This is a genomic window from Neolewinella litorea, from assembly GCF_004803465.1.
In the GTDB taxonomy this organism is placed as follows: Bacteria; Bacteroidota; Bacteroidia; order Chitinophagales; family Saprospiraceae; genus Neolewinella; species Neolewinella litorea.
This window is the reverse complement of sequence record NZ_SRSF01000002.1, coordinates 481658-497127: the sequence shown is the minus strand read 5'-3', so window position 1 is coordinate 497127 and position 15470 is coordinate 481658. Positions and strand designations below refer to the sequence as shown.

Genomic DNA, 15470 nt, shown 5'->3' with positions numbered 1-15470 from the left:
GCTAGTAAGATTCATCCAGTTGGTAGATGGCGGGCAGGTTGCGACCGAGGCCGTCGTAATCCAGTCCGTAGCCGACCACGAATTTGGTCGGGATGGTGAAGCCGATCAGGTCGATGGGTACCTCCACGCGTTGGGCGTCGGGTTTGTGCAGCAGGGTGACCAGGGTGATGGAACGTGGTTCCAATTGCTGGAGGATGGGTAGAAAAGCCTTCATGGTGTACCCGCTGTCGATGATGTCCTCGATCAGGACGATATCCTTGCCGCGTACCAACTCGGCCTCCGGCGGGATCAGCAGTTTTACTTCGCCCACGGTGTTGGTGCCCGAGTAACTGCTGGTGCGCACGAAGCACACTTCACCCTCCAAACGGCTGGCCCGGACCAGATCGGCGGCAAATACAAATGCACCCTTGAGCATCACCACGAAGCAAGGGTTGGCACCGGCCAACTGGTCGTGTAGGGCCATGCCTAACTCCTTCACCCGGACTTCCAATTGCTCCCGGGACAGAAAAGGCCGGAAATAATGCTCGTGCAATCGGATGCGGTCGGTAAGGGGAGCAGACATAAAATAAACAAGTTTTTACGACGTGAAAGCCACTTCGTGGAACCCCACGGGGAACCTGGATAATAAAAAGCGATTATTCGCTGAAGGCCTGGTTGGAACAAAATTGCGGTGCAGGGTAGGAAGCAAAATTATATTTCAATAATGATAATGCGACAGGCAAAAATACCGAGACCTCCAATTAACTGATTTTGTTATTTTTGGAATTTCCGACTTAAATTGGGCATAATGACGCCTTTGTAAAAGGAAAGTTTTACGATTCCGTAAAATGCCCAAATAGGGGAATGTCAAGATTTTTGGGGTTTTGGTAGGAATATCACTTCGATTAGCCCTTATATTTGAATCAACGCTTGGCCAACCGGCCGTCAAAGCGCCTGAAAATAATTTGGTTTTATTTGGTTAGGGCTGAGGTAGTGCTGTGGTGGCACTGCCTCTTTTTTTTACCAGGTCACCTCGATGTTGGCGTCGAGGTCATCGCCGAAGCGGTTGACCTGCTCGGTCCGCATTCGGTAACCCCTGGTAGGGTCGTACACCAGCCGGTGATCACCCTCGGACAGCACCGTGCCGGTCTTGCGAATGATCTCCAGATAGATCGGTCGGTCGTCACGGCTCACTACCGTCAACCGGCGCGTCTGCATCGTACTGTCGGTTGCGGTATAGGTACGGACGATTCGGTCGGCGGATTCCTCACGCTGCACTTTGTACTTGTCCAGGTAGGCCGGTTTGTTGATGTCGGATTCCCGGAACACCTTCAGGTCGTTTCCGAAATTCAGGTCGGTGATCTTTTTGGTTTCCGTGGTCCCGTTCAGAAAAATGGTTTTGGTCACCGCGGTGCCGGCCTGTTCGAGACTGTCGACCTGGGCGTCGATGTAGGCGGCCAGATCGAAGAAGGGTTCCTCGTTCATTTCCTCGCGCAGGTCATCGGCGTAACAACCGGTAAGGAAGAGGGATAGCAACAGGATGCGGAACATGCGGGGCAGGGGGTTTGGCATATAACGTATAACCTACGGAATAGTCAAAGCCTCATTCCGGAAGGGCGAAGGCCACGTAGCGGTCGCCGGAGGCGGTGCCCAGTTTGCCGCCGCCGCAGGCGATGACCACGTACTGCCGGTCGCCGATGGCGTACACCGCGGGCGTGGCGTAGCCGGCCGCTGGCAGCGGGGCCTCCCAGAGCAGTTTGCCGTCGCGGCTGCGGAAAGCACGGATTTTCTCATCCAGCGTTGCCGCGATGAAGACCAGTCCGCCCGCCGTAGCCACGGGGCCGCCGTAGTTCTCGCTGCCCGTTTGCCGGATGCCGCGTTCCACCAGATCGGGATATTCGCCGAGGGGGACCTGCCAGCGAATGGTCCCGCCGTCCAGGTCGATGGCGGTGAGGGTTCCCCAGGGTGGGGAGGTGATCGGGTGACCACTGCTGGTCTTGAGGCGCTTGTAGCCGTCCATGATGTAGGGGTAGGGCCAGGCGCCCTCGCCGCCGGCTTCTTCTTTGTCGCTCTCTGCAGCCTCGGCCAGTATATCCTCTGGCGCGGTGTCTGCGTCCAGGGTCAGCAACCAGTCCGTTACCGCTTCTACCTGCTTGTCGTCCAGCCAACTCACCGCCGGCATGGCCCCGCGGCCGTTGTGAACGATCCGGGAAATGGCCGGTCCGTCGAGGCGCCCGGCCAGTCCGAGAAGAGAGGGGCTCTGAAAGACGCCCCCGCCCCGGAGATCGGCCCCGTGGCAGGCCTGACAGGCAATGGCGTAGACCCCCCGCCCGGAATCCGCGCCGGCCAGTCCTTCCACCGGGTTCATCTTGAGCATCCAGGGCATTTCGTTGGCGTTGACGAAGAACAACCGGTCGTTGGGCGACCAGGCGGCACCGCCCCATTCCGCTCCGCCGTCGAAGCCGGGAAACATGATGGTGCCCTCCTCACTGGGCGGTAGGAAGGGACCACCGTAGCGGCTTTTCTCCAGCAACTCACGCGCCTCGCGGTTCATGCTCGTATCGAAAGGGTACAAATCCTCAACCCTAAGCTCCTGCCGGGTAAAGGGGGGTGGGGCAGTAGGCATGGGCTGGGTAGGACTGGTGTACTCCCCAGCGAGGTCCGAGGACGGGTACGGCCGTTCCTCCACCGGGAAGAGGGGCTCGCCGGTTTCGCGGTCGAGCAGGAAGAGGTATCCCCCCTTGGTGGTCTGGGCCACGGCGTCGATGGCCCGGCCACCGTGGTTGACGGTTAGCAGGACGGGGGTGGACGGCAGGTCGCGGTCCCAGATGTCGTGGTGTACCGTCTGGTAGTGCCAGATCCGCTCGCCCGTCCGGGCGTTGAGGGCGAGTACTGAATTGGCGTAGAGGTTGTCGCCCGGTCGGTTGCCCCCGTAGAAGTCGTAGGATGCCGAGCCGGTCGGCACGAAAACGTAACCGCGTTCCACGTCCAGGCTCATGCCGGCCCAGGCGTTGGCGCCTCCGGTAAGCGGGGAGCGTTCCTTCGGCCAGGTTTCGGCGCCGGGGGTGCCGGGGTCGGGCAAGGTCTTGAAGGTCCATCGCAGGGTACCAGAATGCAGATCGAAGGCCCGGATGTACCCTGGCGCGGCGCCCAGATCTTCACTCACGCGGCCGCCAACGATGATGAGGTCCTCGAAGATGATGCCCGGACTGGTTGAGATAACAAACTGCTCACGGGCGGCGTCCCCAAGCCCGGTATGCAAGTCCACCCGCCCCCCCGTGCCAAAGGCGGTCACCGCCTGCCCGGTCGTGGCGTCCAGGGCGTAGAGGAACGACCCGGCGGGATAGTAAATGCGTTGCTCCTCCCCGTCAGTCCAGTAACTGAGCCCCCGGTTGGTCCCCATGCCCAGAAGTTCCTTGTTAAAAACGGCGGGGTCGAAGGTCCACCGCTCCTCCCCGGTTGCGGCGTCAAGCGCGAAGGCCTTGAGCTGCGGGTTGGTTCCGTACAGGATGCCGTCGACGATCAGGGGGTTGCACTGGATCTGACTCCGGTCGAGGGAATCGCGGTCACCGGAGGCATACGACCATACCTGCTGCAGTTGGGATACGTTGCCGGTATCGATCTGCGTGAGGGCACTGTACTGGGTAGTGGCCCGGTCGCCCAAGTAGTGAGGCCAGTCGGCCGGGTCAGGCGATACGGCGTCGGAATCTCCACAGGCCATGAGGACAAAAAGACAAACGGGGACGAGGCAACGGAAGGCATTCATCGTGGCAATATCGACAATCGCCGGATCAGTAGCGTAGGGGCGGCAGCAGCGAAATATGGGGGTCTCACGACCCGGGAGAAAGCGAAGCAAGCGCTCAGGCATGCAACAACGCCACCACCCATCTGTTAATACGCCCAAATCGAACGTATGAAAGCCGCCCCCGACGCCAACTTTGCCACCCAGTGTATCCACGGAGGACTGGAGCCCGATCCCCAGACCGGTGCCGTGATGACCCCCATCTACCAGACCTCTACCTACGCACAGTCGGCCCCCGGCGAACACAAAGGCTACGAGTACGCCCGCACCGGTAACCCCACCCGCACCGCCCTGCAGGACAACCTCGCCGCCCTGGAAAAGGGCAAGTTCGGCATCTGCTTCAGCAGCGGACTGGCCGCCATGGACGCGATCCTGCGCACCCTGCGCCCCGGCGACGAGGTGCTGGCCAGCGACGACCTCTACGGGGGAAGCTACCGACTGCTGACCGCCGTCATGGGCAATTTCGGCATCAAGAGTCGTTTCGTCGACATGCGCGACACCGACAAACTGGCCGGCCTCATCACCGAGGAAACCAAGTTGCTCTGGATCGAGACGCCCACCAACCCGATGCTCAACATCGTTGACATTCAGGCCCTCACCGCGCTGGCGCGCAAACGGGGCATCCTCACTTGCGTCGACAACACTTTCGCCAGCCCCTATCTGCAGCAACCCCTGGAAATGGGAGCCGACCTCGTACTGCACAGCGCCACCAAATACCTGGGCGGACACAGCGACGTCGTGATGGGTGCCATCATTACCCGCGACGAGGAACTCGCCAAGCAACTGTACTACCTGCAGAACGCCGTAGGTGCCGTTCCCGGGCCGCAGGATTGCTTCCTCGTACTGCGCGGCATCAAGACCCTCCACCTGCGCGTGCAGCGCGCGTGTGAGAATGCCCGCCACATCGTCGAGGTACTCCAGCAAAACGAGCTGGTGGCCAACGTTTACTACCCGGGCCTGCCCGATCACCCCCGTCACGAAATTGCCGCCCGGCAAATGCGCGATTTCGGCGGCATGGTCAGTTTCGACCTCAAGGAGGACACCCTGGAGGCGGCCACCGAGGTCATGAAGAATACCCACTACTTCACCCTGGCGGAAAGCCTCGGTGGCGTGGAAAGCCTCATCGGCCATCCCGCCTCCATGACCCACGCCAGCATCCCGCGCGAACAGCGCCTCAGCGTCGGACTCACCGATAGCCTCATCCGCCTCAGCGTGGGCGTGGAAGACGCCGAAGACCTGGTCAAGGACCTGCAGCAGGCCCTCGCCGCGGCGGTAGCCGTTGGCTAGGCCAGTCTGTTCAGAAATTCTCGCAGGCGCCGCATGGCTTCCCCGAGTTCCTCCGGGCCTACTCCGCTGTAAACGATCCGGTACCAACCCGCGTCGGGCTGCCCCAGTCCGCCGGGTGCGGTAAGCAGCACCCCGGTGTGGGTGAATATCTCTCCCCACAGCTTTTCGGAAGCCGCCCGGGTGCGTTCGGGCAGGTAACCGGAAAAATCGGCCCATACGAAAAGACTGCCCCGCGCCGGGGTATACGGCACCTTCAATTCGTCCAGTGTGTCGGCCACCGACCGGTAGGCTGCGGTGAGCAGGCGGCGGTTGTTGTCGAGAAAGTCCGTGACCCACCGGTCGTCGCGCAGCAGTTCGGCCAGTAGCCACTGGGTCAGGTTACTGATCTGGTGCGGGGCGTTGAAGTTGGTATAAGCACGACGGAAGGTTTCGTTGCGGCTGTATAGCAATCCTACGCGGAAGCCCGACACCCCGAAATCCTTGGAAAAGGAATACCACCAGTGCAGGTATGGACTGTCCCGCTCCTCCAGCAGCGGGAGGAAAGAAGTGTAGTCAGACCGGTTGTCGATCCCCGGGGCGTCGCGGCGAAACTGGCTCAGGGCGTAAATCTCGTTGACGATCAGGTGGATGCGGTGCGAAATGCACCAGTCGGTGAACGCCCGGAGTTGGTCCTCCGAGTAGACGGCCCCGGTCGGGTTGTCCGGCTGGGTCAGTACCAGCATGCGGAATCGGTCACCGAGGGTGGCCCGGGCGGCGTCGAGCTCGTCGACCGACAGGGGGTGGTATCCGCTACCGAAGGGCTTCGCGTATTCGGCAATGTCGTGGCGCAGCAGACCGGCCTTGTTGTTGATATCGGGCAGATAGGCTTGATAGGCGGGGGCGGGGAAGACCGCGTAGTCGCCGGCATCACCAAGGCACAGGGCGCTCACCTCGACCACCGCCGTGGCACCCGCGCTCGCGCAAAAAAGATCCGCATTCAGGGGCTGACCCGCAATGTGGAGACCCACGAAACGCGCTACGGATTCCCGAAACTCCGGGGCACCCGCCAGGGAAGCGTATGCCGCGATCCAGTCCGGCCAGGGCCGCATACGGGCGATCTCCTGCAGCCGGTCGCGCAGGTACGGCCATTGCAGGTGGTTCTCCGCGATGCAGAGCGTGATGGCGCCGGTGGGATTTTCCGGTCCGTAGGGGTTTTCCGCCGCCCGATTGAAGAGCGCGAAGTCGGGCCGCAGCGGCTCATCCGCTGTCTGGCGTCCACGTTGAGAGAGCATGGAAGACGTTTAAAGGTTAAATCTCAAAATCAAGCGCCCGGCGCAACACTCCCGAATCCCGTTGTTCCACCAGCCGCCGGTAGGTCACTTCGTTGAAGCGGTAGAGGGTAGCGGGCCGGTGCGCCACGTTTTTCTGCCGGCCCACCTCTTCGAGGATGCCGGTGCGCAGGATGCGGGTGCGGAAGTTGCGCTTGTTGAATTCGGGCACACCGAGCACGGTTTCGTACAGGGCCTGCAGTTCGCCCAACGTGAATTCCTCCGGAAGAAGTTCGAAGCCGATCGGCTGGTAGCGCACCTTAGCGCGCAGTCGGCTGGTGGCCAGTTCGATAATCTGGTCGTGGTCGAAGGCCAGTTCGGGCAGGTCGTCCAGACTGAACCACTCCACCCGCGAAGCGTCGGATGAAGCCGCAGCGGGGTGGTTGCTCAGGTTCACCAGGGCGTAGTGGGCCACGCTGATGACGCGGCCGCGGGGATCGCGACCCGGCTTACCAAAGGTATAGAGCTGCTCGACGAAGAGGTCCTTCACGCCGGTTTCCTCCTCAAGTTCGCGCAGGGCCCCTTCTTCGAGGTCCTCGTCCATCTCTACGAAGCCACCGGGCAGCGCCCATTGTCCCTGGAAGGGCTCGCTGCCGCGCTGGATAAGTAAAAGCTTGAGGTGACTGCCGCCGTCGTAGCCGAAGACCACAACGTCGACGGTAACGGAGGGGCGGGGGTGTTCGTAGGTGGGCACGGAGGTCAGGATTTACGGTTTACCAGTTACGTTTTGGGCGGGCGGCCGGCTCGCTCAGCGGTTGAGTAGTTCTTCCTTCTGCGCCAGCAGCTCCGGGGCCATTCCGTGGTGGAAGGTGTCCCAGTCGAAGCTGTTCCACCGCTGCCAGTTTAGGAGGGCGCGGTCGCGGGTGCAGTGCAGGTCGCAAGCGCGATGCACGCGGGTTCCGTCGCGGAAGACCGGCTCCAGCAATTCCCGGCTTTCCCCTTCGAGTTCGTAGCGGTTTCCGGCGGTGTCGGTGATTTGTCGGGAAGGCTCTCCCTGGAAAGCATTATACAGCTGGCTGGCCACCGGCCGATCGCCCCGGTAGTAGCGGCGTACACCCAGCTTGCCGGGCTGACTCGATTTGATGATCTCTTCCGAGGCTTTGACCCGGGGTTCCCAGTCGCCGGCGGCGTTCTGCACGGCGGCAAGTTTATACACGCCCCCCAGCGCGGGCTGGTCGTGGGCCGTGGCCAGGCGGGTACCGATGCCCCATACGTTGATGCGTGCTCCGGCGGCCTTCAGGTCGCGGATGGCGTATTCGTCCAGGCTGTCACTGGCCACGATCCGGGCTTCGGGGAAGCCGGCTTCGTCCAGCATGTGGCGGGCCTGAATGGACAGTGCCGTGAGGTCGCCGCTGTCGAGCCGGATGCCGCTCATCTCGTAGCCGCGCTTGCCCAGTTCGCGACCCACGGTGATGGCGTTGCGCGTGCCCTCCACCGTATCGTAGGTGTCTACCAAAAAGATGCAATTGGCCGGCAGCACTTCCGCGTAGGCTTCGAAGGCGGTCAGTTCGTCGGGAAATACCATCACCCAACTGTGGGCGTGGGTGCCCCGGACGGGTATGTCATAGTAGCGGCCGGCCCAGACGTTGCTGCTGGCGTCGCAGCCGCCCAGATAGGCGGAGCGGGAGGCGGTCAAACCCCCGTCGATGCCCTGCGCCCGCCGCAGACCGAACTCCAGAACGGGGTCATCGCCCGCCGCCGCCTTGATGCGGGCCGCTTTCGTCGCGACGAGGGTAGAGAAATTCATCACCGTCAAAAGGGCCGTCTCCAGCAGTTGCAGTTGCAGCAGCGGACCCTCGATGCGTAAGAGCGGTTCCTGCGGTAGCACGATCTCGCCTTCCGGCACGGCGTCCACGTGTCCGGTGAATTTCATCCGCTGCAGGTAGTTGAGAAAGGGCTCGCGGAACAGTGGACTGCCGTCGTCGCTTTTCAACCGGCCCAGATACTGTACATCGTCGGCACTGAATTGGTAGTTCTCAATCAGGTCGATGGCCAGCGGCAGTCCGGCGGACAGGGCGAAGTGCCCCCCGAAAGGTGGAGTACGATAAAACAGGTGGAAAATGGCCCGCCGCTCGTGGAGACGCTCGTGGTAGTAGCCCGCGGCCATAGTGAGCTCGTAGAGATCGGTCAACAATCCGAAATCCGGCCGGTAAACCCGGGGGAGGTGTGAAAGGGCCATTCCTTCGTTTAAAATTTAAGCAAAGGTACGCAGTTCCGGCGGAGTGGCCAACGCGTTACTCGTTCGACGATTTACCGGTTGAATCACTAAGTGGTCCGACCAGGTCAGTTCCTATCTTGGCGAAATCAACCCCGGCCAACGCTCACTCATGTTTTCTACGAAAACCACCACCACACTTACGTCCTTAATTTTGGCTACTTCGGTAGTGGTAATACTGTACGCTCCCTGGCACCCGCCGGGGTGGGAGGGATTTTCGTTCGCCCTGGCCCTGGGGCTGATCGGACTGGGTGGCTACGTAACCTGGCGATCTACGGCCGGCGATCCGACGCGAAACCGCTTAAGCAGCCCGCCGGGGGTATGCTTTTTCGCCGCTGCGGTATGCATCACAGAAGACTACCAACCCTTCGGTGAGCCCGGTTTACTCATCATCCTGGGTCTGGCCTTTCTGACCCTTGGCGGTTACCTAACCTGGCGGACCCAGTCCCGGGCCTGATGCCCGGGTTTCCAGTCAAGTTTTATTTTTAAGCTATGAAGACCGCAAAGCAACCCCGGGGATCCAAATTCTGGGTGGCGGCCACCTGCGGCGTGGCTGCCCTGGTATTGGTATTGATGGCGTGGCACGGCTATCCATGGGTACAAATTTGCCTTGTTCTGGGGTTGGTCATTTCGGCCGGCATCCTGCTATGGTTTAATCATACCAGAGCATCCCGCGAGCAGCGTCTGCACACGGTAGCACAGACCATCCTATGTTGTGGACTCATTTTCTTGCCCCTCGATGAGGTTCCGGAAGGACTGGACACCTTCCTGGCCGCGGCCTGTGTGGCTTACCTCATCATCATGGGGTACCTCGGCTGGCGCCAGCACGTGGTACGGGAGTTCTGAACCCTATACCTGTGCCACTGGAACCTGGGGCAGCACGAAGTCCATCCACAGCAGGGGGGAAGGATCGATCTGGTAGGTAAAATCAATGGACTCGAGGGGGTGTTCCGCATCGGGGTAGTCACCGATGATGCGCGGTACGGTCAAACCGCTCTCGTAGTCGGTCAGTCCGTAGCCGCCGTACACTTCTACCGCGGTGCGGATCGCCAGTTGACCGTAGGCAACGCCGTGCGACGGGGGTACGGAAAGGCGGGTGGTAGGGAAGTCTGAAGTGTTGGGACTGCGTTCGTAAGCCGCCAGGCTCGCCCGGTCAACGGTGAAAATGGTGCCCAGGTCCACGGCCACGGCCTGGTCCCGGGTATCTTCCAGCACTGCCAGCATCAGCGTGATCCGCTCCGGGATCATGATGACCTCCGGCGGCAATTGCGCCATCAGGTTCAGGGCAATGGGCACCTGCATTTCATCGATGAGGCAGTACTGCATCGTTTCACTGAGCATGATGTCTACCGGCAATGCACTGTCTATGCGGAAAGTGGAGGCGTCGGTCTGGATAACGTCGATGATGTAGTCCTCAAGTTCCAGGTTGGCAAATAGCCGCTTAACGGCCGAGTAACTTGCGTTCGTGATCTCCAGACAGGTGAACTGCAGCTGATCCGGCGTAAAGCGGGTCATCAGGGGTAGGGCCAGGGTGGCGAAGGGGCCGGTGCCCGCGTAGAACACGTGGACCGGGCCGGGCCGCCGCGCCATCACGTCCTGCACCGCGCGGTGCAGTCCGCTGACGAACCGTTTGGTCCGCACCAGGTCATCAACGCAAAGAGCCGCCCAGGTGGCCCCGATGGCTACGCCGGTGCCGGTATCGAAGTGGTCGATGCTTTCCTCGCCGCCGAGGTCGATGCCTGAGGCGGTAAGCAGCAGGTCGCGGTAAATGTCGATGGTATCGCGCAGGAGGTCGGCCCCGGTCGCATCATCTAAGAGTACATCGGTGATGGATGCGAGGACTTCATGTCGGGTCATTCACGGTAGTTGGCGGACGGCCAACGGTGGCGGTGACGCTTTGGGCAAAGGTACCGCGGATTATGGTAGCGTAAGCATACAACCGTCCAACCGTCCACCCGTTGGACGGTCCCCCCACCGTCCAACGGGTGGACGGTTGGACGGGGTCTAGGGATACAACAAATACTTCTCCCGCATCGTCCGGTAGGCAGCCAGTTCCCCGACCCACTCCTGGCGGATCTCGGCTTCCGTCCTGCCGGCTTCGATCTGTAGGCGCAGGGCGTCGGTGCCGGCCAGGAGATCGAAGAAGTCCGCCCGCGAAAAGAACTCAACGCCTTTATCGGTCAGCTCCCGGTAGGTGGCCAGCAGCGGTGCCAGGTTTAACTGTTGCATCCGGAAGTTTTCCGTCGGCTGGTCGCTGAGGTCGTAGCCCCGGCAGGTCTGTCCGTTCAGTTTGGGATCGGCCGCGCCAGGGCCGGGGCGGGGCGTGAAGGTGTCCGGACCCGACAGTTGCGGGTGGCCGTAAAGCTGAAACTGCCGGTCGGTGCCCCGACCCACACTCAGGGAGGTGCCCTCGAAGAAACACAGACTGGGGTACAGGTAGATACTGCGCTGGTTGGGCAGGTTGGGGGAGGGGGGTACTGGCAATTCGTAAACAGTTTCGTGGGTGTAGTCGTGACAGGGTACCACCGTAAGGTCGCATTTTAGGCCATCGCCGAGCCAGCCTTCGCCGTTGACCATGCGGCCGTATTCTCCCACCGTGAGGCCATGGACCACCGGGATGGGGTCGAGCCCGACGAAGCTTTCAAAACCCGGTTTGCGGATTGGCCCGTCTACGTAGTGGCCGTTGGGGTTGGGTCGGTCCAGGATCAGCACCGGCTTGCCGGAGCGGGCGGCGGATTCCATGACGTAGTGCAGGGTGGAGATGTAGGTGTAGAAGCGCACGCCGACGTCCTGAATGTCGAAAACGATCAGGTCAAGGTCGGCCAGGTCGGCTTCGGCGGGCTTCTTGTTCCGGCCATAGAGAGAGCGGATGGGTAGTCCGGTGCGTGAGTCGACGCCATCGGTGATCTCCGCGCCGGCGTCGGCTTCACCGCGGAATCCGTGCTCGGGAGCGAAGATGCGGTGCACATCCATGCCCAGGGCCAGCAGGGTATCCACCAGATGGGTGTTGCCTACCGTGGATGTCTGATTGACGACCAAGCCCAGCCTTTTCCCCTTCAACTGGTCGAGGTACGATTCGGGGTGGTAGGCGGCGGGGTACGCAGGTTCCGGAGCAGGTGGGGAAGTGCGGTATTGCTCGGTTTCGGCTGCCACGTCGGCCGGCGCGTTCCGGCTTTCTACGGCACCCGCGTCAGCGCCCGATTTAAAACAATTTGCGGTAAGCGTAAAGGCAAAACAAATAATAAGGTATACCTTGGCCATTACAGTGCATTGAAGATCGCCAAAGGAGGCGAACCGGAGCTATGAGTAAGAAAGAATATGCGATCGTAGACATCGAAACGACCGGCGGCCGTGCGTCGCGATCACGGATCACCGAGATCGGCATCGTAATCTACGACGGCGAAAAGGTAACGGAAACCTACGAGACCCTGATCGATCCCGAGCAGTACATCCCGGCCGGGATTGTCGAGCTCACGGGCATCACCCAGGAAATGGTGACTGGGCAGCCCAAGTTCTACGAGGTCGCCAAGCGCATCGTGGAGCTCACCGAGGGCCGCATCTTCGTCGCGCACAACGCCAAGTTCGACTACGGCTTCCTGCGGGCGGAGTTCGGTCGGCTCGGATACACCTTCTCCCGCCGCCAACTCTGCACGGTGCGCCTGGCGCGCAAGTGCTTTCCCGGACTACCAAGCTACAGCCTGGGCAATCTGATCCGGCATTTTGGCTTCCAGGTCGATGCCCGTCACCGCGCCCTGGCCGACGCCCAGGCCACCGCCGAATTGCTGGAACGCTGCCTGGCCGGAGAGGACTGCGCCGCCGAAGCCCAGCGACTGATCAATCACGGCATCAAGGAAACGCGGTTGCCCAAGCAGATCAAGCTCGAGCAAATCATGGAACTGCCGGAAGAAACCGGCGTCTACTACTTCCACGACGCGAAGGGCGACGTAGTGTACGTAGGCAAGAGCACCAACATCCGCAAGCGCATCGCTCAGCACTTCAACGACCACACCACGAAGGGGAGCCGCATCGCGGAGAAGGTAGCCGACATCACCTACGAGATTACCGGCAGCGAACTCGTGGCCCTGCTGCTGGAAAGCGAAGAGATCAAACGCCTCCAACCCCGCATCAACCGCGCCCAACGCGGACAACGCTTCAGCCACGCCATCCACAGTTACGTCAACGAGCGGGGCTTCCGCTGCTTCGACGTGGTCCGCAACACCGCCCAGGCCCGCAAGGAGCTGGACATCATCAGTGAATACCCCTCGATCAGTAGGGCCAAGGGGCGCCTCAACTTCGTGCGCAAGCACCTGGAGCTTTGCAGCGCTTTCACCAACATTTACCCCAGCAAGTCGGCCTGCTTCCATTATCACCTCAAGCAGTGTCGCGGCGGCTGCGCCGGAGAGGAAGACCCCATGGAATACAACCTCCGCGCCGAAGAGGCACGCCTGCACCTGCGGTCGGTATTCGACGACGATTTCCTCCTCTTCGACTGCGGCCGGAGCCACGACGAAGCCTCCGTCATCCTGGTCGAGGAAGGGAAATACCAAGGCTTCGGATTCATCGACAAGGAATGCGCACACGACATTGCCATGGCCATCGACAGCGTCAAGCGGACGGTTACGTATCCCGATACGGCCCGGATCATTCAGCGCTACGTAAGCGAAAAAGGGGGAAAAATGGTGAATCTCAGTACTGGGAAGGTGGTGCGGTAGTTGTTTAGGCTATTAGTCTTTTAGTTCTTTAGGGCAGTACACCACTACCGTACTAACCCCCTAAAGAACTAAAGAACTAAAGAACTAAAGAACTACCGTCGCTCAAAAGGAATCCCCAGCATCCGGCGAATACTTTGGTGGTGGTCTTCTTCCATGTGGGTGTCGACGCCGTACCGGATCTGTTGGTGATCGAGTTCCTGGTAAGTACCGAAAAGACGATCCCAGAAACTGAAGATGTTACTGTAGTTGCTGTCGGTGTACGGGAGGACGTAGTGGTGGTGCACGCGGTGCATGTCGGGCGTCACGAAGACGTAGCGGAGTACACGGTCTACGCGCCGGGGGAGGGTGATGTTGGCGTGATTAAACTGGCTCAGTACCACGCTCATGCTCTGATAAAGAAAGATCAACCAGATCGGGGCACCCAGGAGCACCACAGCCAGGGTAGTGAAGGCGAATCGGACGACGCTCTCGCCCGGGTGGTGGCGATTTGCGGTAGTGGTGTCGACGTTCTGGTCCGTGTGGTGGATGAGGTGAAAGCGCCACAGTACAGGTACCCGGTGCTGCACCCAATGGGCGAGGTAGGCCCCCAGCAGGTCGAGCAGCGGCAGGCCCAGCAGGAGCACCCCCCAGGTGGGCAAATTCAGCCAATGCAACAGACCGAATTCGTTCGCAACCGTCCACTGACTCCCCCGGATGAGGAGGAAGGCCAACACGAAGTTGACTACGATGGTCGTGAAGGTGAAGAAAAGGTTGATACCGGCGTGGCGCCAGCGCCTGTACTCCGCCGTAAACAGGGGTACGGCACTTTCCAGCAACCAGAAGATCGTCAGTCCCCCCACCAGGATCAGGGTGCGGTGACTGCTGGGGATGGTCTCGAAATACGCAGTGATCGCTTCCATGCCCGGAAGGTACTTCGGTTAGGGGAGGAAATGGGGCAATTTGGCAGACAAGACACGCCAACTGGCGCGCGGGTACGGTACCGGAATCACTAGCCGCCGACGAGCAATCGTTGGGTGGTAAGGGTCCGCCCGCGTTCATTCGTAATGCTGTAGAGGTAGGTGCCCCGCGGCAGCCGGCTCACGTCGAGGTCCACGCGTGCCGAAAATCCCGTGGGAAAAAATTGCTGGGTCGCAACCTGCCGGCCCAGCACATTCACCACCCGCAAGGTATACGTGCCGGCATCCAGCCCTTCCAGTTCGATGGTGGCGAACCGACTCGCCGGATTAGGATACAAATGGATGCGGGCCTGGTGCAGGAATGGGTCGCCTACCGAACTGGTGGCGTCGCTGCGGATGTAGGTGATGCCCTCAGGATTTCCGTCTTCGTCAACGGCGACGGTGGCGATGGCCTCCTTTTCGGTATCCGACCAGAAATAGTAGGTGGTCTGCGGCGGCTGGAGGCCGAAGAATTCCGAGAACTCGGGAACCTGCGGAGCCACCAGTGAAGTGACGTCGGTATAGGGCAAGGCGCCTATTTTGATCTCGATGCGGTTGTTCAAGACTTCCGTGCGGCGCTCGCGGAGTACCGCGTAGGTTTGTCCGTTGAGGGTTAATGTCCCGTAGGCATCCACTACGTCTTCCCGCGCGCTTCTGGAGATGATGCGGATGGAGTCTACCCCGTTGAGCACGTTGCCGAATTGCTCCCTTGCGGAGGTGGGAAGGCTGTCGGTGGCCACAGTCAGGGTGATGGTGGTATTGAGATCGAAATTGTCCTGGTACGAGAGGGGCGCCCGGCGTTCGGGGCGTGCGGGACTGACCGGGGCTTCAAAGGTGTATCCCGGCAGCACGTCCAGGCTTCCGCGTATCCCGATCAGGGAATAGGCGTCAGGCGTAACCTGGAACAGCCCCACCGTGGCCGAATCGACCTCAATAGACAGGCTGGCATTGGTGAAACGCGGATCGCCGGCCACCGCGGTCACTACCTGGTCCGCTTCCGCCCCCGCGCTCAGGGTGCCGAAGTCCCATTGCCGGTCAGCGCCCGGATCGAGTAGTACGACGGTGGAGACCTCTTCGGTGGTGTTGTAACGCAGGGTATCGCCGGCAACCGGGAAATACGCGTCGGTGAGTACGATCTGTCCGGAGAGCGTAGCCGTGAACGCCAGCAATAACAGCAAAGTTAGGATTCGTGGCATCGGGGAGGTTTCAACGCATCCGTAAGTTACTGTCTTT

14 protein-coding genes are annotated in these 15470 nt (G+C 60.9%); 4 read left to right on the top strand and 10 right to left on the bottom strand.

Going from position 1 to position 15470, the window contains the following annotated elements; genetic code table 11:
- Position 1: 1 nt before the first annotated feature.
- The 3 genes from hpt to E4021_RS07790 form a co-directional block, all read right to left on the bottom strand.
- Positions 2 to 562, bottom strand: a complete 561-nt coding sequence (gene hpt / locus E4021_RS07800) for a hypoxanthine phosphoribosyltransferase (RefSeq protein WP_136458064.1) — start codon at positions 560 to 562, stop codon at positions 2 to 4.
- Between the two features lie 437 nt (positions 563 to 999).
- Positions 1000 to 1551, bottom strand: a complete 552-nt coding sequence (locus E4021_RS07795) for a hypothetical protein (RefSeq protein ID WP_136458062.1) — start codon at positions 1549 to 1551, stop codon at positions 1000 to 1002.
- 31 nt (positions 1552 to 1582) lie between these two features.
- Positions 1583 to 3835, bottom strand: a complete 2253-nt coding sequence (locus E4021_RS07790; RefSeq protein ID WP_211096990.1) for an outer membrane protein assembly factor BamB family protein — start codon at positions 3833 to 3835, stop codon at positions 1583 to 1585.
- A gap of 57 nt (positions 3836 to 3892) precedes the next feature.
- On the opposite strand from E4021_RS07790, the gene E4021_RS07785 reads away from it, so the two are divergent.
- Positions 3893 to 5068: a cystathionine gamma-synthase gene (locus E4021_RS07785; protein WP_136458060.1), complete on the top strand. Its 1176-nt coding sequence runs from the start codon at positions 3893 to 3895 to the stop codon at positions 5066 to 5068.
- Here E4021_RS07785 and E4021_RS07780 read toward each other — a convergent pair.
- The 3 genes from E4021_RS07780 to E4021_RS07770 are packed head-to-tail and all read right to left on the bottom strand — an operon-like array spanning position 5065 to position 8554.
- Positions 5065 to 6339 carry an aminotransferase class I/II-fold pyridoxal phosphate-dependent enzyme gene (locus tag E4021_RS07780; protein WP_136458058.1) on the bottom strand — a complete coding sequence of 425 codons (1275 nt, stop codon included), beginning with the start codon at positions 6337 to 6339 and terminating at the stop codon, positions 5065 to 5067. The two genes, E4021_RS07785 and E4021_RS07780, sit on opposite strands and share 4 nt — an antisense overlap.
- 16 nt (positions 6340 to 6355) lie before the next feature.
- Positions 6356 to 7069 (bottom strand): NUDIX hydrolase, encoded by a 714-nt coding sequence (locus tag E4021_RS07775; RefSeq protein ID WP_136458057.1) that lies wholly within the window; start codon positions 7067 to 7069, stop codon positions 6356 to 6358.
- 54 nt (positions 7070 to 7123) lie between these two features.
- Positions 7124 to 8554 (bottom strand): nicotinate phosphoribosyltransferase, encoded by a 1431-nt coding sequence (locus E4021_RS07770; protein WP_136458055.1) that lies wholly within the window; start codon positions 8552 to 8554, stop codon positions 7124 to 7126.
- A gap of 148 nt (positions 8555 to 8702) precedes the next feature.
- Between E4021_RS07770 and E4021_RS07765 the strand changes: the two genes are divergently transcribed.
- Together E4021_RS07765 and E4021_RS07760 are read left to right on the top strand one after the other, a co-directional pair.
- Positions 8703 to 9047 (top strand): hypothetical protein, encoded by a 345-nt coding sequence (locus E4021_RS07765; RefSeq protein WP_136458053.1) that lies wholly within the window; start codon positions 8703 to 8705, stop codon positions 9045 to 9047.
- A 35-nt stretch (positions 9048 to 9082) separates the two neighbouring features.
- Entirely contained in the window at positions 9083 to 9436 is a 354-nt protein-coding gene (locus tag E4021_RS07760) for a hypothetical protein (RefSeq protein ID WP_136458051.1), read from the top strand.
- A gap of 3 nt (positions 9437 to 9439) precedes the next feature.
- Here E4021_RS07760 and E4021_RS07755 read toward each other — a convergent pair whose 3' ends face one another.
- On the bottom strand, positions 9440 to 10447 hold the full coding sequence (locus E4021_RS07755; protein WP_136458049.1) for an SAM-dependent methyltransferase: 1008 nt from the start codon (positions 10445 to 10447) through the stop codon (positions 9440 to 9442).
- Between the two features lie 147 nt (positions 10448 to 10594).
- Positions 10595 to 11743 (bottom strand): exo-beta-N-acetylmuramidase NamZ family protein, encoded by a 1149-nt coding sequence (locus tag E4021_RS07750; protein WP_211096989.1) that lies wholly within the window; start codon positions 11741 to 11743, stop codon positions 10595 to 10597.
- 149 nt (positions 11744 to 11892) lie between these two features.
- Here E4021_RS07750 and E4021_RS07745 point away from each other — a divergent pair, with 149 nt between their 5' ends.
- A complete protein-coding gene (locus E4021_RS07745; protein ID WP_136458045.1) occupies positions 11893 to 13302 on the top strand; it encodes an exonuclease domain-containing protein in 1410 nt (469 codons plus the stop codon).
- Between the two features lie 92 nt (positions 13303 to 13394).
- On the opposite strand, the gene E4021_RS07740 is transcribed toward E4021_RS07745, so the two are convergent.
- Together E4021_RS07740 and E4021_RS07735 are read right to left on the bottom strand one after the other, a co-directional pair.
- A complete protein-coding gene (locus tag E4021_RS07740) occupies positions 13395 to 14201 on the bottom strand; it encodes a sterol desaturase family protein (RefSeq protein WP_136458043.1) in 807 nt (268 codons plus the stop codon).
- 89 nt (positions 14202 to 14290) lie between these two features.
- Entirely contained in the window at positions 14291 to 15433 is a 1143-nt protein-coding gene (locus tag E4021_RS07735) for a T9SS type A sorting domain-containing protein (protein ID WP_136458041.1), read from the bottom strand.
- Positions 15434 to 15470 lie beyond the last annotated feature (37 nt).